The 18,541-nt window shown below is 65.7% G+C and carries 22 protein-coding genes; 12 read left to right on the forward strand and 10 right to left on the reverse strand.

What is annotated here, in order from left to right; translation table 11 throughout:
* Positions 1–62: 62 nt before the first annotated feature.
* From HNP02_RS05220 to HNP02_RS05230, 3 genes are read left to right on the forward strand one after another with little or no spacing between them, the layout of a single operon-like run.
* Positions 63–551 carry a DoxX family protein gene (locus HNP02_RS05220; protein ID WP_184436532.1) on the forward strand — a complete coding sequence of 163 codons (489 nt, stop codon included), beginning with the start codon at positions 63–65 and terminating at the stop codon, positions 549–551.
* 37 nt (positions 552–588) lie between these two features.
* Positions 589–1,164, forward strand: a complete 576-nt coding sequence (locus HNP02_RS05225; protein WP_184435777.1) for an RNA polymerase sigma factor — start codon at positions 589–591, stop codon at positions 1,162–1,164.
* The gene (locus HNP02_RS05230) at positions 1,161–1,865 is read left to right on the forward strand and encodes a Rieske (2Fe-2S) protein (protein ID WP_184435779.1); all 705 of its coding nucleotides are present in this window, start codon (positions 1,161–1,163) and stop codon (positions 1,863–1,865) included. Before HNP02_RS05225 ends, HNP02_RS05230 begins: the two co-directional genes overlap by 4 nt.
* Position 1,866: 1 nt before the next feature.
* Here HNP02_RS05230 and HNP02_RS05235 read toward each other — a convergent pair whose 3' ends face one another.
* On the reverse strand, positions 1,867–2,583 hold the full coding sequence (locus HNP02_RS05235; RefSeq protein WP_221317189.1) for a hypothetical protein: 717 nt from the start codon (positions 2,581–2,583) through the stop codon (positions 1,867–1,869).
* 83 nt (positions 2,584–2,666) lie between these two features.
* Here HNP02_RS05235 and HNP02_RS05240 point away from each other — a divergent pair, with 83 nt between their 5' ends.
* Complete coding sequence (locus HNP02_RS05240; protein WP_184435781.1) at positions 2,667–3,509, forward strand: MBL fold metallo-hydrolase; 843 nt, start codon at positions 2,667–2,669, stop codon at positions 3,507–3,509.
* Here HNP02_RS05240 and HNP02_RS05245 read toward each other — a convergent pair.
* The 3 genes from HNP02_RS05245 to HNP02_RS05255 are packed head-to-tail and all read right to left on the reverse strand — an operon-like array spanning position 3,466 to position 5,950.
* Positions 3,466–4,884: an MmgE/PrpD family protein gene (locus HNP02_RS05245; RefSeq protein WP_184435783.1), complete on the reverse strand. Its 1,419-nt coding sequence runs from the start codon at positions 4,882–4,884 to the stop codon at positions 3,466–3,468. The two genes, HNP02_RS05240 and HNP02_RS05245, sit on opposite strands and share 44 nt — an antisense overlap.
* Positions 4,881–5,234: a hypothetical protein gene (locus tag HNP02_RS05250; RefSeq protein ID WP_184435786.1), complete on the reverse strand. Its 354-nt coding sequence runs from the start codon at positions 5,232–5,234 to the stop codon at positions 4,881–4,883. Before HNP02_RS05250 ends, HNP02_RS05245 begins: the two co-directional genes overlap by 4 nt.
* A gap of 2 nt (positions 5,235–5,236) precedes the next feature.
* Positions 5,237–5,950 carry an SDR family NAD(P)-dependent oxidoreductase gene (locus HNP02_RS05255; RefSeq protein WP_184435788.1) on the reverse strand — a complete coding sequence of 238 codons (714 nt, stop codon included), beginning with the start codon at positions 5,948–5,950 and terminating at the stop codon, positions 5,237–5,239.
* A gap of 140 nt (positions 5,951–6,090) precedes the next feature.
* On the opposite strand from HNP02_RS05255, the gene HNP02_RS05260 reads away from it, so the two are divergent.
* Positions 6,091–7,011, forward strand: a complete 921-nt coding sequence (locus HNP02_RS05260; RefSeq protein WP_184435790.1) for a LysR family transcriptional regulator — start codon at positions 6,091–6,093, stop codon at positions 7,009–7,011.
* Here the strand turns inward: HNP02_RS05260 and aceA are convergent.
* The 3 genes from aceA to HNP02_RS05275 form a co-directional block, all read right to left on the reverse strand.
* Positions 7,008–9,305 (reverse strand): isocitrate lyase ICL2, encoded by a 2,298-nt coding sequence (gene aceA, locus HNP02_RS05265; protein ID WP_184435792.1) that lies wholly within the window; start codon positions 9,303–9,305, stop codon positions 7,008–7,010. The two genes, HNP02_RS05260 and aceA, sit on opposite strands and share 4 nt — an antisense overlap.
* 178 nt (positions 9,306–9,483) lie before the next feature.
* Positions 9,484–10,575, reverse strand: coding sequence for a dihydrodipicolinate reductase (locus tag HNP02_RS05270; RefSeq protein ID WP_184435794.1), 1,092 nt, complete (start codon positions 10,573–10,575; stop codon positions 9,484–9,486).
* Between the two features lie 40 nt (positions 10,576–10,615).
* Positions 10,616–11,638, reverse strand: coding sequence for a Rieske 2Fe-2S domain-containing protein (locus HNP02_RS05275; RefSeq protein WP_184435804.1), 1,023 nt, complete (start codon positions 11,636–11,638; stop codon positions 10,616–10,618).
* A gap of 125 nt (positions 11,639–11,763) precedes the next feature.
* On the opposite strand from HNP02_RS05275, the gene HNP02_RS05280 reads away from it, so the two are divergent.
* The gene (locus tag HNP02_RS05280; RefSeq protein ID WP_184435806.1) at positions 11,764–12,396 is read left to right on the forward strand and encodes a TetR/AcrR family transcriptional regulator; all 633 of its coding nucleotides are present in this window, start codon (positions 11,764–11,766) and stop codon (positions 12,394–12,396) included.
* A gap of 10 nt (positions 12,397–12,406) precedes the next feature.
* Positions 12,407–13,165, forward strand: a complete 759-nt coding sequence (locus HNP02_RS05285) for a hypothetical protein (protein WP_184435808.1) — start codon at positions 12,407–12,409, stop codon at positions 13,163–13,165.
* Between the two features lie 3 nt (positions 13,166–13,168).
* Here the strand turns inward: HNP02_RS05285 and HNP02_RS05290 are convergent, their stop codons facing one another.
* The 3 genes from HNP02_RS05290 to HNP02_RS05300 are packed head-to-tail and all read right to left on the reverse strand — an operon-like array spanning position 13,169 to position 15,355.
* Positions 13,169–13,900, reverse strand: coding sequence for a DUF899 family protein (locus HNP02_RS05290; protein WP_184435810.1), 732 nt, complete (start codon positions 13,898–13,900; stop codon positions 13,169–13,171).
* 25 nt (positions 13,901–13,925) lie between these two features.
* Positions 13,926–14,594, reverse strand: a complete 669-nt coding sequence (locus HNP02_RS05295; RefSeq protein ID WP_309241422.1) for a maleylpyruvate isomerase N-terminal domain-containing protein — start codon at positions 14,592–14,594, stop codon at positions 13,926–13,928.
* Positions 14,595–14,599: 5 nt separating this feature from the next.
* Positions 14,600–15,355: a DUF899 domain-containing protein gene (locus HNP02_RS05300; RefSeq protein WP_184435814.1), complete on the reverse strand. Its 756-nt coding sequence runs from the start codon at positions 15,353–15,355 to the stop codon at positions 14,600–14,602.
* 130 nt (positions 15,356–15,485) lie between these two features.
* On the opposite strand from HNP02_RS05300, the gene HNP02_RS05305 reads away from it, so the two are divergent.
* From HNP02_RS05305 to HNP02_RS05325, 5 genes are all read left to right on the forward strand, one after another.
* Positions 15,486–15,830 carry a helix-turn-helix transcriptional regulator gene (locus HNP02_RS05305; protein WP_184435816.1) on the forward strand — a complete coding sequence of 115 codons (345 nt, stop codon included), beginning with the start codon at positions 15,486–15,488 and terminating at the stop codon, positions 15,828–15,830.
* A 34-nt stretch (positions 15,831–15,864) separates the two neighbouring features.
* Positions 15,865–16,299, forward strand: coding sequence for an SRPBCC domain-containing protein (locus HNP02_RS05310; protein ID WP_184435818.1), 435 nt, complete (start codon positions 15,865–15,867; stop codon positions 16,297–16,299).
* A gap of 97 nt (positions 16,300–16,396) precedes the next feature.
* Positions 16,397–17,161, forward strand: coding sequence for a dimethylargininase (ddaH, locus tag HNP02_RS05315; RefSeq protein WP_184435820.1), 765 nt, complete (start codon positions 16,397–16,399; stop codon positions 17,159–17,161).
* Positions 17,158–17,427, forward strand: coding sequence for a hypothetical protein (locus tag HNP02_RS05320; protein ID WP_184436614.1), 270 nt, complete (start codon positions 17,158–17,160; stop codon positions 17,425–17,427). The genes ddaH and HNP02_RS05320 overlap by 4 nt, the downstream gene beginning before the upstream one ends.
* 116 nt (positions 17,428–17,543) lie before the next feature.
* Positions 17,544–18,470, forward strand: coding sequence for a class I SAM-dependent methyltransferase (locus tag HNP02_RS05325; RefSeq protein ID WP_184435822.1), 927 nt, complete (start codon positions 17,544–17,546; stop codon positions 18,468–18,470).
* The last annotated feature ends 71 nt before the right edge of the window (positions 18,471–18,541 follow it).

The following is an 18,541-nucleotide window of genomic DNA, read 5'->3' on the forward strand; positions in this document are numbered from 1 at the left end:
CCACTCCGTATCTAGAAAGTGAGCCGCCCGTGGCGGCACTATCGGCGCGAGAAAGGCACGCGATGATCCAGCGGGAGATATCCCTGCACCAATTGACCACCACCAGGGCATCTGGGGCGGTGATCCTGATCCGCTTCTACGTGGGGTTGATCTTCGCCTCCGAGGGAATTCTCAAGTTCCTCCGGCCAGATCAGCTGGGTCCCGGCCGGTTCGACAAGGTCGGCATTCCCTCACCAACCTTCTTCGCCTATTTGGACGGAGCCTTCGAGATCGGCTGTGGCGTGCTGATTCTGGTCGGGCTGCTCACCAGACTGGCGGCGGTGCCGATGATCGTCGACATGATCGGCGCACTGTCGATCACCAAACTGCCCCTCCTGTGGGGTGAGGCTGCGCTGTACCCGAAGGAAGGCGGCATATGGGACTTCCTCCACGAGTCCCGCGTCGAGATCGCGATGCTGTGCGGCAGCGTCCTTCTGTTCATCGTCGGAGCGGGCGCGTACTCCCTCGACGCCCGTATGAGCCGGGCCAAGGCGCCCGCGGCGGTGTCCTGATCGAACCCTCAGAGCGATTCCGGGACGGGGGTGGGTGATGCCGAGCGAGAATGAAGTGCGCCGTCCTCGACCCGTGGACACGCGTACCTCGCGCTCGGAGGGAGGTCTGCGGTCGGTGACGGGTGCGGCGTATCCGGACTGGGAAGCGGTGTACTCCGACAATGTGACCTGGGTGTACCGACTGATGTACGGGAAGGTGGGCAATCGGCCCGACGCCGAGGACCTGACCGCCGAAGTGTTCACGACGGCGCTTCGGCCGCTGCGGGTTTCGGCCAGCGTGCCCGAGGTTCGGAAGTATCTTCGGATGACGGCGCGCACGGTTCTCGCGTCGTACTGGGCGGATCGGATGGGCAGGGAGGTGACGTCGATCGAGGAGGACGTGCCAGAGGCATCTGAGCCCGAAGCCGTCGCGAGCAATGCGCCCGACCGCGTCGGCAGATTGTTGGCGAGCTTGCCGCAGAACTATCGACGGATTTTGGAACTGCGTTTCCTGCAGGCATTTTCGGTACGCGAGGCGGCCACTCAGATGGGTGTGAGCGTCGCGAATGCGAAGGTGTTGCAACACCGCGCGCTACGGATGGCGGCGCAATCGAGTGACGAGGAGACGACGTGAGCGACCGAAACGTGCGCCGCTTCGTCGAAGGCCTGTTACGGGGGCAGCCGACGGAACGCGCACGCCCGGACGATGTCGAAGCCCAGCAGATGAAGACCGCCATCGAACTGCGCGCAGCGCGGTTGGGCAGTGACGCACCGCGCGAGGAGTTCGTCGCCGACCTCCATCGTCGGCTGGCTCAAGCAGAGGATGACGCACGAGGGGTCGATCGTCCTGCCAGGAGCGGCCCCGTTGGCACCCGAAGGCAGGTCGTCATCGGCACCTCGATCGCCGCCGCGTCGGCGGCGGCCGGGCTGGTGGTGGATCGCACCCTGCTGCGGGACGACGAGACACCCGCACCGGCACCGTCGGCGCAGGGCGTGATGGAGCCGAACACCGGCGTCTGGGCTCCGGTCGGGTCGAGCGTCGACGTCCCCGACGGCGCAACGCTGGCCTTCGACCTGGGCTCCGTCACCGGCTTCATCCATCGGGTCGACGGCCAGCTCGAGGCGGTATCCGGGATCTGCACCCACCAGGGCTGCCGGCTGTGGCTGGATGCTCCTGACAACCGGCTGCGCTGCCCCTGCCACTCGACGTCGTTCTCCCTCGCCGGGGAGACGGTCACACATCAGCTGCCGATCGCCCCTGCGCCGCTGCCGCGGATTCAGGTACGCGAAAACAACGGCGTGATCGAGGTTTACGCGCCGACCCGACAAACCTGAATCAGGGCAGCAGCGAGATCTTCTGCCAGATCTTGCTGGACAGCTCGGTCGTCAGGGTCTCGATGCCGGAGATGGTTTCGAGCACGACGCCATCGGTGCTGTGCTCGGCACTCAGCGCTGCGGTCTTGGCCGTGAGGCTCAGCATCTCCGAGCAGTAGCCGAGGTAATGGCGCAGCTGCTCGGCGTCCAGACCGTGCGCGACGCTCTGCTCGGTCGGCGTGTAGTTCGGGCTGACCTGCTCCGGATCCTTGGAGAGCTGGTGCATGTCGATGACATGGGCCAGCGAGCGCAACCGATGGAGCAGCCGAAGCAACGCGCGGCGCTCCATGCGCTCGGGCAAGAACCAGAGGAACACCACCGCAATCGCGGCGAACACGATGTCGTTGATGGCGCTCTCGGTCAGGGGCACCCAGTCCACGGTCTTGGCGAGCCCGTCGGTGACGGCCGAGCGCAGGCTGAAGACCAGCAGGATCAACGCGCCCGCAACGATCGCGACGCTCGCTGCGCGGGCAGTCAACGTCGCACGCCGAAGTCGCATCCGAGACTCGGCGGCCTCGCTGTGGACCAGATCGACCAGGTGACCGAGGTCGCGTGCCGCCTTGGTCAACCCTCGCTCGCCGAAGCGTGCGTAGATGCGGCGTTCGAGGTGCGCCACGGTATCCCCGACGTGGCCAGCGGCCAGCTGGACCTCGTCACCGGCCGGACTCGTCTGCGCCACCCAACGACTCTAGAATCTTCGACGCGCCGGCATCGCCAAACTCACCGACGGTGAATGATGTGAGCAACAGTGAGGTGAGCAGCATGGACGATCTGGTAGACGATCGACGGCGTGGATTGGCCATCAGCGTGCTGGGTGGGCCGACCACCGTGATCGACATTGCCGGGCTCCGGGTGGTCATCGACCCGACCTTCGAACCGCCTGGACAAAAGGGATACCTGACGAAGACCGCGAGCCCGGCCGTCCCGTCGGCAGCGCTGGGCGACATCGATGTCGTATTGATCAGTCACGACGAGCACCCCGACAATCTCGACGCGGACGGCCGTCGGGTGGCGCTAGCGGCGCCGCTCGTCCTCACACATCCACGTGCCGCGGACCGGTTGGGACCAAACGCCAAGGGTCTCGAACCGTGGCAGGCCATCGATCTGCCTGGCCGTGACGGCGCAGAATCCCTTACGGTGCAGGCGGTTCCGGCGGTGCACGGCCCCGCCGACGGGCAGCGCAACGAAACGGGCCACGTCAACTGCGAGGTAACCGGTTTCGTGCTGTCCGGCCCTGAGATTCCGACCGTCTATCTCAGTGGCGACAACGCATCGATCGGCGCAGTCAAGGCCATCGCCGAGCGCGTCGATGAAGTCGACATCGCGGTGATCTTCGCCGGTGCGGCGCGTGTGCCGACGAAGGAGCACGGGCGCCCACTGACGTTCACGGGCCAGCGGGCCGCCGCGGCTGCCGAGTTACTCGGTGCGAAGTCGGTCATCCCGGCCCACGTCGACAGCTGGGCTCACTTCAGCGAAGGCCTCGATGACTTCGTCGCCGCATTCGAGGAGGCCGGGCTCAGCCATGTGATCGCCGTAGCCCCGAACGGGCGGTGGGTCACCTTCAGACGGGACGGCGCGTCTTGGGCAGCCGCGGCACGGGGCTGACGCCCCCCAGAAGTCGGGTCAACTCCGAAACCGGTTTGGCGCCAAGGTGTTCGACGCGATCCACGATCTCGTCGCGTAATGCTACTTCGGCGTATTGCTCGGTCAGCCAATGGAATTTCTCGACGGTCCGATCCCACGTCAAGGGCCGACCGGGTGCTCCCTCGAAGTCGTGCTGCTCGCGTGAGAAGCGCTGGCCACCTCGCAGCGTCACGCCGATGCGGACGGGTGTCGACTGCGGATAGCTTGCGGTGAACGTGGCGTTGGGCCGCACGTCGACGCGACGCAGTAACCGTTGCACGTCGACGCGTCCGATCCGCTCGGTCAGGAGCTGCTTTGGCCCGACCTGGCCGTCGATCAAGGCCGCGGCCAGCAGGTACTTCAAGTTGTAGTCCGCCTGCTCCTTGGTCGATGGCGAATCCTTGTCGCCGAAGCTTCCACCACCGGCGATGTCGTAGGCGGTCTGAAACACCTCGGCGTCGACCGACTCGACGTCCTCGTGATCGATCCAGTGCTCCTTCGCAAGGGCCAGGACGGTTTCGATGGGCGCTTGGCCATGGATGAGCGCGCAGTACTTCTTCAGATGGGTGTGCTTGACGACGTCCAACGCGGGGTCGCCGAGGCGGAGGTCGATGCGTTGCCCGAACAGCTGCTCGAGTCCATTGGGTCCTTCGAAGAGCCCAAGCGGCCCGGTGATTCCGCGTTTCGCCAATGCGGTAGTGGACACCGCACGCTGGGCGGTGATGCCGGGGGAGATGCCCTTCCAATTCGACACCGGCTCGGAGTGGATCGCCGCCAATGACACGTTGTCCGCCGCCGCGATGGCGATGGCGTTGGTCGTTTGCTCCGCCGACAGGTCCAGCAGTTTGGCGGCCCCAGCGGCGACCGACATCGCCAGCTGCAGTGCATGATTGAGGCCACGCGCCATCACGGGGACGGCCGCCGAGAACCGGCACTGCACCTCGTAGGCCACCGCCAGCGCCAGAACGAACTCGTCGCCGGTGGCACCTGCGCTTTCCGCAACGGCCAGGATCGCGCCGAAGTTGTCCGCGGGGTGACACAGCCCGCCAGGGGTCAGGTAGGTGTCGAGCAGATCGACGTATCGCACCGCAACCGAGTTGAACAGCGTGGCCTGATCGACGCTCGTTCGACCGCCTCCGATGAGCGTCGCACCCCCTCCGCCCGTTGCGATGGTGTCACGCACGACCTGCACGGTCTCGCCGTCGAGCGCGGCGATTGCGCAACCAAGGCTGTCGAGAATGTTGCGCCGCAGCAACATTGGCGCAGAAACGCCCAGATCCGTCTGATCGGACTTCACCACCCACTCGGCAAGGGCCTCCGCCGTGCAGCGGGTGCGTTCAGTTGTCGATGTACTCATGACACCTGGTAGTGCGTGATGAACCAGTCGTCGTCCTCGCGCTTCACCAGAACGCCGAGGTGAACGTTCAGCGTGGGCCGGTCGACGAACGAGAAGGCAACCCTCAGATAGCCGAGCATCAGATCGTCGGCCAGCTGCCTGGTTTCAAGAATCCGATACTCGGCTGCCAACCCGATCGGCTGGGCGCCGTAGTAGTCGGCGACGCCTTGGCGCCCCACGCTGTACGGATGCAGGCCTTGGAAGATCGCGTCCTCGGTGAACAGGGCCGCCGCTCGCTGCGGTTCGTGCGCGTCGACGGCGGCCTTCCACTGGTCGAGCACGCCACGCAGAATGCTCTCGGGCTCTCGCATGATCAATGCCCAGCGCTCTGGCCACCGTCGACGTGCAGGATCTCGCCGGTCACGAATGGGGCGTTCTCCAGGTAGACGACGGCATCCACGACGTCCTCGACGTCACCCATCCGGCCGAGCGGGTGCATCGCGGCGAGGGCATCGTGAGTCGATTCCGGGTGCATCGGCGTGCGGATGATGCCCAATGCGACGGTGTTGACCCGGATGTCGCGACCGGCGTACTCGATCGCCAGCGACTTGGTCACCGCGTTCAGACCGCCCTTCGTCAGGGACGCCAACGCCGACGGCACTTGAGAGTTGGCGTGATCGACGAGGCTGGTGGAGATGTTCACCACGTGGCCGCCGCGTTCCCCGTCGAGCATCGCGGCGATGGCACCGCGCGAAACCTCGAAGAAGCCACGCAGATTCACTCCGGTAACGCTGTCGAAGTCCTCGTCGGTGTACTCGGTGAACGGTTTGGCGATGAAGATTCCGGCGTTGTTGATCAACGTGTCGATCCGGCCGAACCGTGCCACAGCCGCCTCCACGATGCGGGCGCCGACGCCCGGCTCGGCCAAGTCACCGGCGACGGTCAGCACGTCCGGGTCGTCCGACTCGCCGATCGAGCGCGAGTTGGCGACGACCGCGTAGCCAAGCTTGCGATAGGCGGTCACCAGTTCGGCGCCGATTCCTTGGGACGCTCCGGTGATGACGGCTACCTTCTGGACTGAACTCATGTGATGCCTCGCTTCGTTGGTGCAGCTCGGTGTTCATTGCACCTTCTTGAACGCATCGTCGGGCCGGCCACTGCCCGTAGGCCACAACCGGTTTGCTTCCTACTGGTAGGCGCAGACTTCCACCGCACTACGATTGGCCCGTGGAACTGCGCCAGCTGCGCTATTTCGTCGTCGTCGCCGAGGAGCTGAACTTCGGCCGTGCCGCTGACCGCCTACACATCGCAGGCCCGTCGCTCTCCCAACAGATCAAGGCCCTCGAGCGTGACTTGAAGGTGCGCCTGTTCGACCGCGACCGTCGATCCGTCGCCTTGACCGTCGCCGGGGCGGCACTGCTGCCGAGCGCCCGCTCGCTGCTCGACCAGGCCGACACGTTGCGCAGGTCTGCGGCCGGCCTTTCCGATTCCGAACCCGTCCGGTTGGGCTACGTCAATTGGCGGCCCGCCGACTTGGCGGAACGAACGGCGGGAATTGCGCAGCTACGCATGGACACATGGGTGATGCCCTCACACGCGCAGGCAGCGCGGGTCGCCGAGCGCAGTCTCGACGTCGCGATCTGCTGGGCTCAGACCATCGACCTGGCCGCGCACGCCCTCGACGCGAGGCTCATCGGGGCCGACCGTCTGTACGCCGTGTGCACCGGCTCCGACACCTCCGCGGTCGAGGCGAAGGACACGTTGGTGCTGATCGATGCGGACACGGCGAGCTGGTCGTCGTGGAACCGCTTCGGCGAGCAGTTCGTCCGTGACAGCGGCGCAGGCCTGGTGCACATCGACGACGGCGGTATCACTGGCCCAACGTTTTTCGAGCACGTCCGCCGGTTGCGCCGGCCCGTGCTGAACTCGCCGAAGGGGCAGACGACGCCCGTGCCCGCGGACCTGGTGGCACGTCCGGTGGCCCACCCCGCGCCGTATTGGACGTGGTCGCTGGTCTCGCGTCGTGGCGAAGAACGTGCGACGGTGCTCGCCGTGATCGAGGCACTCGCCGGCGACGTCGGTCCGTTGGCGATGGACGACGACTCTTGGCTACCCGCAGACGATCCGCATCGTCAAGCGGCGCTCTAGTCCTCCTTGCGGATCAACCGCTGCAGCGCCGCGCCGTCGGGCGCCAGCAACTCGTCGATCCGCGGCTGGTTCACCTCGGCGACGATGATCTCCCCGACGTCCTTCTGCACGTCGCGGAAGATGCCGTGGGACTTCATCTTCTCGGTCTGATAGATGTTGTCCTCCGTCGGCGTGACGTAGTAGACCGCCTCGGCCTTGAAGCGGTGCACCAGCCACAGGTGGACCAGGGTCATCAGGCGCTTCTGGCGCAGCTTCTCGGCGAAGGTGTTCTGATCGCGCACGGTCAGGATGCTGCGGCCGTTCCGGTCCTTGATCGGGTCGACGAGCACGTTCGCGAGCTTCTCCTCGCCGTCGTCACGTTCGCCGTAGATGCCGAGCTCGAGCACCTCGCCGCCCGCGCGCAGCGGCCGCAGCTGGACACGGAGCTTCTCACCGAGCTGGTAGTGCTCACTCCACAGGGCCAGCCAGTCCTCCAGCAGCTTCTTGGGCACCTCGGTCTGAACGAGGTGCTGATGCTGCGTGGAACCCGCGCCCATGGACTTGGTGGTGGCGGTACGCCCGGATGAGGCGGCCAGCGCGGCATCACTGCGCGGTCCACCCACCAGGGTTTGCGGTGTGCGGTACGGCGACTCGACCAGGCGCATCTTGCGCTGCAGCCGGGCGAGCGACAGCATGCCGTCCTGTTTGAGTGCGGTCGCGAACTCCTCGGCGGCGACACCGTCGATCTGGTGTCCGCCATAGGTCATGAAGTTGAAGACGAAACCCATCTTCGCGAGTTCCTCTGGGAAGGCCCGCATCTCGTCGTCGCTCATGCCGGTGGTGTCCCAGTTGAACGAGGGGGAGAGGTTGTAGGCCAGCATCTTCTCGGGATACACGCTGTGAATCGCGCGGGCGAATTGGCGTGCGTCGTCGAGGTCAGCAGTCTTCGTCTCCATCCAGAGGATGTCGGCGAACGGCGCCGCGGCAAGGGACTTCGCGATCGCATACGGGATGCCGCCGCGGATCTGGTAGTAACCCTCCGGCGTCTTCACCCGCTCGCAGTCCCAGCCGGCGTCGACGCCCAGTTGCTTCGCCTTCTCCCGCGCCTCGTACAGCGATGCACGCTCGGCGAACCGCCGCCAATCCGCGGCGCTCATCTCGAGCGGCTCGCCTTCCCGCCCGCGGAACTCCAGCAGCTCCGCCACGGCCTCGCCGTAGGTCTGCAGCCCGGCGTCGTCCTGCCACGCTTCGACGAACCGAGACTCGACGTCGTCGAAGAGCGTGTCGACCGGCTGGCTCCCGTCCTGCTTCCGGCCGGCGGCGGCCTCGGCGATCACTCCCAGAATGCCCTGTCGCTCCAGCCATGCAGTGGCGGCGGCGTACTCACCCTCGGATAGTGCGTAGAGGAGGTGGCCATTGAGATCCGTGACGCCCGCCTCGTAGAAGCTGCGCACCATCGCAAGGAAGCACGACTTGTACGACGGAATCTTGAGGTTGGTGGCGCCGAGCAGGAACGGCTGATCCCGCTCGTCGGCGCGACTGTCGATGAGGTTGGCCGCCTCGGCATCGGTGCGGGCCACGATGATCCCGGGCACCCGCATGATGTCCAGCTGGAACCGCGCAGTGTTGAGGCGCTTGATCTGCTCATCCGACGGCACGAGCACCTTGCCACCCTGGTGACCACACTTCTTCGTACCCGGACGTTGGTCCTCGATGTGGTACCCGGGCACGCCGGATTCGACGAAGCGACGGATGAGGTTGCGGACGTGCGGATCGCCGCCGTGGCCGGTATCGGCGTCGGCGATGATGAACGGCCGGAAGTCGACCTCCGGTGTCGTTGCGCGTTGCGCATCGGTCATCCGCAGGCGCAGGTACTGCTGATTGCGGTCCGCGGTCAGAAGGGCACGCACCAGACCGGCGGCTTCGTCCGGCACCTGGCTCAACGGGTAGCTGGCGAGGTCGGGGCCAGGATCTTCGCTGATCGAGCCCTTCGCCGACGTCGCCCAACCACCCAGGTAGATTCCCTCGATGCCGTTGCGCTTCATGGTCACGGCCTGCCCCGGTGAGTACGGGCCGAAGGTCGTGATGCTCTTGTGCTGGCCGAAGAGCTCGCGGAGGCGGTCGAAGAAGGCCGCCGCAGCCTCGCGCGCCACGATGTAGTCCGCTGCGATCGTGCCGCGCTGCTCGACGACCTGGCGGGCCGTGTAGAGGCGGATGATCCCCTCGAAGCGCGGGCTGTCGAAGTATTGCTGGGTGGCGGCGACGTCTTGCTCGAAGGGTGTGCCGGCTTGTGGCGCCGCTTCGATGGTGGTCATGGATTTACGCTCCTCGTTGAGCCCGGTACCGCTGACCCGCCGAGTCTATCTCCGGTTCCTGCGCGCGAAGCCGCAACGACGATCATGGTGGACGACCGAACCACCGACGGTCCCAGGTCCGGGACAAACCCGTTGCACGACAGGGGGATAGCGGGCACCCCGGCTGTTCCGGCCAGGCCTATGCCTTGAACCGTCCGGCGAACCCGCGAAGGGGGAGGTCCGCACTGGTCAGCAGTCCAGGTGGGGCATCGACCACGGAACGGATCGCGTTGAGGGCGGGCAGCCCGGTCACGGTCATGCCGATCGAGGCGAAGTTGTCGGGGTTGGACAGATCGACACCCGGCTTCGGGAAGACCATGTGCTTGTTGTAGATGCACGGATCGCCCTTGATCTGAGTGATGTAGCAGCCCTTGATGTCCCAATGCGGATCGGTGTGCGGGGTCATCTGCCACTCCAGGTGCGTCTCGACCTTGGGAGCGCCGTCCACCATTCCCTGATACTTGATGTAGTTGCCGCCGAGTGACCCCTTCGGCATCTGGTACCAGCCCAGGTCGACGTCCTTGGTGCACGCGCCTAGCTCGTAGCTGAACTTGACCTCGTCGAGTTGCAGGCCGAAGCAGTCGGCCATCATCAGCACGCTGTCGGCGAAGACGCGGGTGTACTTCTCCAACTTCGACGGAATCGACGGATCGTCCACCGGCAGGCCGTAGCCGACCTCGATCCAGGTTTCCTTGCTGTGGTGGCACGAGACGTCGACGGACTCGATGGTGATGACGTTCTCGATCTCGGCGACGTCGGCGGAGCACACCACGCCGAGAATCTGGTTCAGGCCCGGGTTCATTCCGGTGCCGTAGAAGGTCGATGCGCCCTTCTTGCAGGCCTCGGCCAGCAGTTGCGACACCGGTTTTCCGGAAGGGTGCGGGTGGTTGGTGTCGCGGTGCCAGCCGGTGATCCAGTCCGCGGTCGTGACGACGTCGATACCGGCTTCGAGGACCTTCACGTAGAGGTCCTCATCCGGAAAGACACCGTGGAACGTCAATACGTCGGGTTTGGCGGCGATGATGTCGTCCACCGAGCCGGTGGCGGTGACCCCGATGGGTGCAAGACCGGCGATCTCGCCTGCGTCGCGTCCGACCTTTTCCGGTGTGTAGCAATGCAATCCGATGAGTTCGAGGTCCGTTTGGGTGCCGATTCGTTTGATCATTTCGGATCCGACGTTCCCGGTGGCTACCTGGAATACCCGGATTGGCGCTCTGGTGGATGCGGTCATTCGACGTCCAGCCCTTCGGTCGGTGTGAGTTGGTGTGCGATCAGGAGACGGCGGTGGCCCGCAACTCCGCTGCGCTGCCGCCGCGGCCGTCGGGGTAGAACTGCTTGGCCCAGTTGCGGATGGCGGTGAAGCCGGCGAACTCGCTACTCGACAGTGCCGGCGGGTCGGAATAGCGCTGGTGTTGCCAGATGTGAACGTCCTGGGTGAACTGGCGAATGATCTCATCCGCGAACGCTTGCGCCCTCTTCTCTGCCTTCGCCGGATCGGAGCTGGCGGTGCGGCCGATGTAGACGCTGAAGCGGACGTCGGACGTGCTGTCGTCGACGGGAGTCACCGCCGTGATGGTCCGGTTGTCGACCATGCCCCAACTCTTGGTCACGGCGACGCCGAGTCCGCCGTTGATCGCTTCGACCCCACTCTTGACGTCGGTGATCGATTGGTATTCATCGCCTTCGAAGGTGATGGTGAAGTCGACGTAGGACACCGGCCGATCGAAGTCGTGTCTGGTGAACACCGGCACGATGGGGGTGGCGTGCACGAACTTGAAATGGGCGAAGTCGACACCGTTTTCGAGCACGTACTGCGGATGCAGTTCCAGTTGCTCCCGGTGCAGGGTGGCCATCGGGTAGTAGTCGGCCACGCTGCTTCCGTCGCCGAATCCGGCGAACACGTCGGGTACCTCGAAGTAGGGGTCGCGGCCCTCGGCGTCGTGCCAGATGTAGATCGATTCGTTGCGCTCGACCACGTGATGGGTACGGATGCGACGGCCCCGGTTGGGCCGGTCCTCGTACGGAATGCAGACGTTGCGCCCGTCGTGATTCCACTGCCAGCCGTGGAAGGGGCACTCGATGACGTCGCCTTCGACGTGACCGCCAAAACCCAAGTGTGCGCCAAGGTGCTCGCAGTAGGCGTCCATGGCGGTCAGCCGGCCGGACTGCGCCCGCCACGCCACCATCTCCTGGCCGAAATAGGTCATTCGGTGGACGTCACCGACGCCGATCTCGGCGGACCATGCGACCTGGAACCACCCCGTCGGCTTCATCGATAGCGGCGGTTTCGCCATCTCGGTGTCCTCTTCTGGACGGCATTGGACAGGTCGATCACCCTGCCGTGACGGCTGAATCACAGCAGGTACTGTGAAAGTATCACAGCTGCTACGCATACAGAAGTGCCACTACCATCCGAACCATGACCGACGCGGGCGTGTCCGAACGCCGCCCCAACCGGCGCGGCCATGCCACCCGCGAGAACATGCTGAAGGCCGCGGTCAAGGCGTTGGCCTCCGGCGATCCCGGTGCGGTATCGGCCAACAAGATCGCCCGTGACATCGGCGCCACCTGGGGTGCGGTGAAGTACCAGTTCGGCGACAACGACGGACTCTGGGCCGCAGTGCTCCAACACACCGCCGAGCGACGAGCCGACACCATGCTCACGTTCACCGACACCTCGGCGCCGCTGCGCCAGCGCGTCGCCGACATCATCGACACGCTCTACGACGGGCTGACGTCCACGGACTCCCGAGCCATCGAGAACCTGCGTGCGGCCTTGCCACGCGACCACGCCGAACTCGAAGCGCTCTACCCGCGCACCGCGGCCGAACTCTCGTCGTGGGGGCGAGGCTGGCTCGCGACGTGCCAGAACGCATTCGCAGACCTGGAGGTCGACCCCGATCGCGTCGCAGAGGTCGCAGAGCTCATTCCTGGTGCCATGCGCGGCATCACCTCGGAACGCCAGCTCGGCACCTACGCCGACCTCGACAAGGCGCGGCGGGGGCTTACCAACGCCATCGTCGCCTACCTCGAGGACTCCCGGCTGCGCTGAGTCGCGCAGGATGGAAGCCGTGAATCTCATTCCGCTGCCCACCGCCACGATCACCGACGACGACGTCGCCGCTGTCTTGTTGCGCGCAGCGCAGGTCATCGACCCACTCCTCGACGTGCTGGCGGAGGCCGATCCCCTGGGCCTGAGGGAGCGCACCCACCACTTGGGCGGTCCCGCCGGGAGTGCACTGGGAAGGGTCGAGGACGCATTCGCGTGGGCGCTGAACACGGCCAAGGTTCCAGGAACGCTGGCGTGGCAAGGCATGCCCATGGACGATCGCATCGAGTGGTGGATACACCGGGTCGGGGCGTTGAACACGGTGATCGTCGCCTTCCCCGGAGTCTTGGGAGCGGTGGCCGACCGGCTGCCCATTCAGGATCTCTTCGGGTACGCCAACCAGGCGATCGTGTTGTGCGCGGTGGCACGCGAACACGGCATCTTCGATCACCGGCAACAGGTCCGACTACTGGCTGCGGTCTTGTCGGGACGCGACCTCGTTCTAGGTGGGTCAACAGAGGCGCTGCCCTCTGATTCCAGCGAGCTTCCCCGGACGCCGGCCGGTGTGGCCCAGGGTCTGTGGCGCCTCGCGGGTCTGATGCGCGCGATCACCGACGAGCTCGCCAAGCGGCCACATCCGAAGGGCTTCTATCGAGTCGTTGGCATGCTGCCCGGGGTGGGCGCCGTCGCCGACTACATCGGGGAGTACTGCGCGCTGGTACGAGCCGCCAAGGCCGGGGAACGCTGGATCGCCCAACAGAGCGTGCTCTGACGATCAGGGCCCTACGGTGAGGTCGTCGGAGCGTCCTGCCTCGAGCCGCGACCACTGGGGGATGGGACGCCCGTTCATCCGGGTGTTGGAGCCATCGACCTGCCACCCTTGCGGCCAGCCGTCCGGCGAGTCCTCCCACGTCTCCTGGCGCCCGAAGACCGTGAGGTCCATGAGCGCGTAGCTGTAGTCCATCGCCTCGACACCGCGGCGGGTGGTCCAGTACGTCTCGAACACGCGGTCACCCTCGCGCAGGTAGCAGACGAGGTGCATCAAGCCGACGTGGCGGCCGACCAGGAGCGTGTCGAGGGAGGGGAGTGCCGAGTACCACGGCATGTCCCAGTCCATGAACTCGCGGTAGCGGATGCCTTCCTCGTAGGACCCCTGGGCGAAGACCGCGTAGGTGATGTCGCGGGAGTGAAGGTAGGACAGTTCCTGGACCTGAGTGGTCACCCACGTGCAGCCCTCGCATTGCTCGGGCGCGGGATGGCCGGGGTGCCACATGAAGTAGTACGCGACGAGTTGCTTGCGCCCCTCGAACGCGTCGAGCAGGGTGAGCGACCCATCGGGCCCGATCAGCTCGAGGGTGGCGTCGACCTCGACCATGGGCAGCCGTCGCCGGGCCGCGGCGATCGCGTCACCTTCACGGATGTGTGCCTTCTCCCGAGTACGGAGCGTCTCGATCTCGGCTTCGAAGGCGGCGCGGTCGACGGCAGTGGGCATTGGTTCGTCCTTCATGGCTGTCCTCCAACGGTTTTGGTGGTCATTCGTCGAGGTCCGCGTCGGCCGGGCCGAACAGGAACAGGTGATCGAGAACCGGCGTTGGGTCAGCCGACCAGTCCATCGCGGCGAGCTGGGCACGGCTGCGGCGGCCCGTTCGCCATCGCAGACCTTCGAATCGCGTAGTGCGGAGCCGTAATTCGGCGCGATCGCCTCGTCCGCTCAGGTACTGGCCGTCCTCCACCGTGACGAGCAGCGGAACCGGCGTGCGAAGGTTGGCCAGTAGCTGGTCGGAGGACTTCCATACCGCCGCGGAGTCCCGCGCCCCTGGCCGGCCGATGGCAGCACGGACGTCGTGCTCGTGGCTGGTGATGTCGCCCAGCGGAGGTTTCACCCCGGCGGACTCGGCCATGTGGTCCAACGCTGCGGCGGCGTCGGTCCAGGCAGCAAGCAGCTCGGCCAGGTCATGATCACCGAACCGGGCGATCTGAGCTGCCGTCTCCTCGTCGGTCGGCGGCCCCACCAGACGCCCGCCCACCCAGTCCTCGGCGACGGCCACCACATGCGCCACCACGTCGCGGACCGACCAGCCAGGGCAGGCCGCAACGGCCGCCTTCAACCCTGCGTCGTCCAGTCCCGCCACCAATCCGACCATCCGCTCCTTCGTCTCCTGATACAGACCCGCGGACAGGCGCGCATCATCGACCGACACGGCGATCACTCCTCCGGCATGCGCGGCGGCCGTTGGTCATTGGGGTCGTCGGGATCGGGTTCATCGAACCACCGCGACGGTTGAGTCTCGCGGTAGGTGTCATGCCAGCTCCACCATTCGTAGGGCTTGGTTTGCGGATAGCCCTCAGGCGAGTCCTCCCACGTCTCCTGGCGCCCGAGCGCGGTCATGTCGAGGAAGTTCCATGTGTTGACGAACACCTCGTCGCCCCGACCGTCGCTGAAATAGGTGCGGAATACCCGGTCTCCGTCCCGGATGAACGCGTTGTGGCCGTGCCATTCGTCCACGCCGAAATCCACGTCGAAGGCACCGTCGGAGTTGGGAATCATCGTGTACCAGGGATGGGTCCAACCCATCCGTGCCTTGATTCGTGCGATGTCGGCCTGCGACCCACGCGAGGCGTACACGAACGAGGTGTCCCTGGCGTTCAGATGGGCGAGGTTGGGGATGTGGTCGGCCATCAACGAGCAGCCGACGCAGCCGTGCTCTGGCCACCCGTGCACGCCCGGATCGACGAAGGCGCGGTAGACGATCAGCTGACGGCGTCCGTCGAAGAGATCGACCAGGCTGGCCGGGCCGCCGGGCCCCTCGAACCGGTACTGCTTCTCGACCGGTGTCCACGGCATGCGCCTTCGCAACGCGGCCATCGCGTCACGCGCGCGGGTCAGCTCCTTCTCCTTGACGAGCATCTCCTGGTAGGCAACCTGCCAGTCCTGCTCCGACACGATCGGCGGTGTCTTCATGCGTTTCCCTTCCGCTTCTGCTGCAACGGTTCTGGTGACTTGGTGCCAACGGCCGCGCTCTGACGTTATATATTTCAGTTGAATGACTTCGCGTTCAGCTCACCACGGACAACCCGCTATAGTCAACAGAATGCTTGAAGATCAGGTGCTGGATCGGGCGTACTCCGCGCTCGCCGATCCCACTCGCCGCTGGGTGCTGGAGACACTGCGCAACGGCGACGCCCGCATCACCGACTTGGCCGCTCCGCTACCGATGACGTTCGCCGGCGTATCGCGCCACATCGGCGTCCTGGAATCGGCTGGCCTGGTGCGGCGCGAGGTGCGCGGCCGCGAGCACTGGCTTTCCCTGCAGCCGGACGGTCTGGCGATGGCCCAGCGGTGGATCGGCGAGCAGACCGACTTCTGGTCGACGCGTGCGGATGCACTGGAGGCGCGGTTGCGCCGCAAGTCGCGTGCGCGCCGGGACGGGAAGTGATCGTGGGCGAGCGAAGCGACGGGGGATTGTCGTGATGACCGACGCTCCTGTGGCACGCGTGCAGCGGGTCATGCCCGCGACCCCAGGCGTGGTGTTCGACCAATGGCTCGATCCAGAATCGTTGGCGGACTGGATGTGTCCGCGTCCGGACCGATGTGTCGCCATCACGGTCGAACCCCGGATCGGGGGAACCGTGCGCTTCGACGTCGACCATTCCGGTACCAGCGTTCTGATCACCGGACAGTTCCTCGCCATCGACCGCCCACACCTACTGCGCTTCACGTGGACCAACTCGGACTGGGCGGACCCGACGGTGGTCAGCGTCGTCAACGTCGCCTTCGAACCGTTCGGCGACGATCAGACGCTCATGTCCATCGAGCATTCCCTCATACCCCCGGAGGAACTGGACAGCTTCGCGAACGGTTGGGTGGGCGTCTGCGATCAGCTCGAGGCGTTTCTTCGTAATTGACGCACCGCTGTACCGCGTGGACGATGACGGGACGTTCGCGGGACCCCCGCGGCCCGATTGGATGAGGCCCGATTGGATGAGGAGACGGTGAACCGCAATGCCTGACCGCCCGTACGCGTTGGTCCGCCGGCCTGCAGAGACACTGGCCGACGGCATCGTGACATTCCTCGAGCGCCAGACTCTGGATCTCGAACTGGCCAAGCGTCAGTGGGATGACTACGTTGCGGCACTCGAGCGCAGTGGATGGCCCACCATCGCGATCGACGGTGACGACGCGATGCCGGACTGCGTGTTCGTCGAAGACGCCGTGGTGATGTTCGGCGACCTCGCGGTCATCACCAATCCGCGCCAACCGACGCGCAACCCGGAAATCGTTGCCGTTCAACGAGCGATCGACGACTTGGGGCTGGAGAGTGCAGCCATCACCGAGGGCACGCTGGATGGCGGCGACGTGCTCAAGGTGGGTTCGCAGGTTTACGTCGGGCTCAGCGGCACCACCAACGCGGCGGCGATCGACTTGCTTGCCCGGATCCTCGCGCCTCGCGGGTACACCGTCACGGCCGTGCCGCTGACCAAGGCGCTGCATCTGAAGAGCGCGATCACCGCACTTCCCGACGGCACCGTCATCGGGTACGAGCCCGTCGTCGACGACCCGGGCACGTTCCCGTCGTTCCTCGGCGTGCCCGAGGAACCGGGAGCCCACGTGGTCATCCTCGACGACGATCTGCTGCTCATGAGTTCAGCGGCTCCCCGCACGGCCGAGTTGTTCGCCGAGCGGGGCTATCGGCTTGAGACCGTGGACATCTCGGAGTACGAGAAGCTCGAGGGCTGCGTGACGTGCTTGAGCGTGCGAGTGCGATGACACGGGCGGGCCGCGTGCGACCGGTGCTGCTGTTCGTGGCCACTGGTTGCGCGGTCCTGATCGCCGTCGCACCGACCGCGAGCGCGGATGACGAGTCGGCCTACAACGGCGCGCCGACGGTGGTCTCCGGCGGCCCCGTGCCGACGGTGAACGGCGTTCCATGCGTCGCTGGACATCTCGGGACCTGTACCGGATTCGCACAGAACTCGCCCACCCCCAAGACGCCGCGGTCAGTAGTCGGGCACAGCCCGACGGTCAGCCCCTAAATCTCCCATTGGCAGGTGAACTCGCTACGTAACAAGGGCTTCCAGAATCAAGGTGTACTGTCGGCATCAGCTGGTTAAACAGGCTAAGCAAATGATGCGGACGGAAGGACTTTGACATGGCGCGGACGGACGACGACACATGGGACCTCGCTACGAGCGTGGGAGCCACCGCCACCATGGTCGCCGCGGCCAGGGCGATCGCGACCAAGCTCGACGACCCGCTGATCGACGATCCGTTCGCCGAACCGCTGGTCCGTGCCGTCGGGGTCGACTTCTTCACCAAACTGGCCAGCGGTGAACTCGACCCTGCCGAAGTCGACGGCGGCGCCGGCTTCGGACTTCAGATGATGACCGACATGATGTCGGCTCGGACCCGGTACTTCGACGACTTCTTCCACGACGCGGCGCGGGCCGGAGTCCGTCAGGGCGTCATCCTGGCATCGGGTCTGGACGCCCGCGGCTACCGACTGCACTGGGCGGACGGAACGACGATCTTCGAGATCGACCAACCAGAGGTCATCGAATTCAAGGCCAAGACGCTCACGGGACTGGGCGCGTTGCCCACCACCGATCTGAGGTTCGTTCCCATCGATCTTCGAAGCGACTGGCCCGCCGCACTCCACAAGGCCGGGTTCAACACCGCCGAGTCGACCGCCTGGATTGCCGAAGGTCTACTCGCCTTCCTGCCCGCCGATGCCCAGGACCGCTTGTTCGACGAGATCACTGCGCTCAGCGCACCGGGCAGCCGCCTGGCAACCGAAGTCTTCGGGAACACTCCAGACGTCGACCCGGCCAAGGCGGAGCAGAGCATGCAGGACTTTGCGCAGCGCTGGCGCGATCACGGTCTCGACGTCGACCTGTCGGATCTCTGGTACCACGAAGACCGCAGCGACGTCGTGAGCTACCTCGACGCCCGTGGTTGGGCCTCAGTCGGCGCCACGATTCAGCATCTGCTGGTGGTCAATGGACTGTCGCCTGCACCATTCTCGGTGGACGGCGCTTCGGTACCGGCCAGCGTCTACTACACGTCAATCTTGAGGTAGTTCCGAACCGCTGTGAGCTGGGGCGGAGAGGCGTCAGCCCTGCTGGCCGAGGGCCAAGCAGGTGCCATAGT

This window comes from Mycobacterium sp. AZCC_0083, from assembly GCF_014202335.1.
GTDB lineage: Bacteria > Actinomycetota > Actinomycetes > Mycobacteriales > Mycobacteriaceae > Mycobacterium.

Bases quoted from the DNA above. Each gene is read 5' to 3' on its own strand.
- HNP02_RS05220 (WP_184436532.1), top strand. From the start codon at position 63: ATGATCCAGCGGGAGATATCCCTGCACCAATTGACCACCACCAGGGCA.
- ddaH (WP_184435820.1), top strand. From the start codon at position 16,397: ATGCCTGACCGCCCGTACGCGTTGGTCCGCCGGCCTGCAGAGACACTG.
- HNP02_RS05300 (WP_184435814.1), bottom strand. From the start codon at position 15,355: ATGAAGACACCGCCGATCGTGTCGGAGCAGGACTGGCAGGTTGCCTAC.
- HNP02_RS05310 (WP_184435818.1), top strand. From the start codon at position 15,865: ATGACCGACGCTCCTGTGGCACGCGTGCAGCGGGTCATGCCCGCGACC.
- HNP02_RS05290 (WP_184435810.1), bottom strand. From the start codon at position 13,900: ATGAAGGACGAACCAATGCCCACTGCCGTCGACCGCGCCGCCTTCGAA.
- HNP02_RS05285 (WP_184435808.1), top strand. From the start codon at position 12,407: ATGGAAGCCGTGAATCTCATTCCGCTGCCCACCGCCACGATCACCGAC.
- HNP02_RS05240 (WP_184435781.1), top strand. From the start codon at position 2,667: ATGGACGATCTGGTAGACGATCGACGGCGTGGATTGGCCATCAGCGTG.
- HNP02_RS05250 (WP_184435786.1), bottom strand. From the start codon at position 5,234: ATGCGAGAGCCCGAGAGCATTCTGCGTGGCGTGCTCGACCAGTGGAAG.
- HNP02_RS05245 (WP_184435783.1), bottom strand. From the start codon at position 4,884: ATGAGTACATCGACAACTGAACGCACCCGCTGCACGGCGGAGGCCCTT.
- HNP02_RS05305 (WP_184435816.1), top strand. From the start codon at position 15,486: ATGCTTGAAGATCAGGTGCTGGATCGGGCGTACTCCGCGCTCGCCGAT.
- HNP02_RS05275 (WP_184435804.1), bottom strand. From the start codon at position 11,638: ATGGCGAAACCGCCGCTATCGATGAAGCCGACGGGGTGGTTCCAGGTC.
- HNP02_RS05325 (WP_184435822.1), top strand. From the start codon at position 17,544: ATGGCGCGGACGGACGACGACACATGGGACCTCGCTACGAGCGTGGGA.
- aceA (WP_184435792.1), bottom strand. From the start codon at position 9,305: ATGACCACCATCGAAGCGGCGCCACAAGCCGGCACACCCTTCGAGCAA.
- HNP02_RS05225 (WP_184435777.1), top strand. From the start codon at position 589: ATGCCGAGCGAGAATGAAGTGCGCCGTCCTCGACCCGTGGACACGCGT.
- HNP02_RS05320 (WP_184436614.1), top strand. From the start codon at position 17,158: ATGACACGGGCGGGCCGCGTGCGACCGGTGCTGCTGTTCGTGGCCACT.
- HNP02_RS05280 (WP_184435806.1), top strand. From the start codon at position 11,764: ATGACCGACGCGGGCGTGTCCGAACGCCGCCCCAACCGGCGCGGCCAT.
- HNP02_RS05270 (WP_184435794.1), bottom strand. From the start codon at position 10,575: ATGACCGCATCCACCAGAGCGCCAATCCGGGTATTCCAGGTAGCCACC.
- HNP02_RS05255 (WP_184435788.1), bottom strand. From the start codon at position 5,950: ATGAGTTCAGTCCAGAAGGTAGCCGTCATCACCGGAGCGTCCCAAGGA.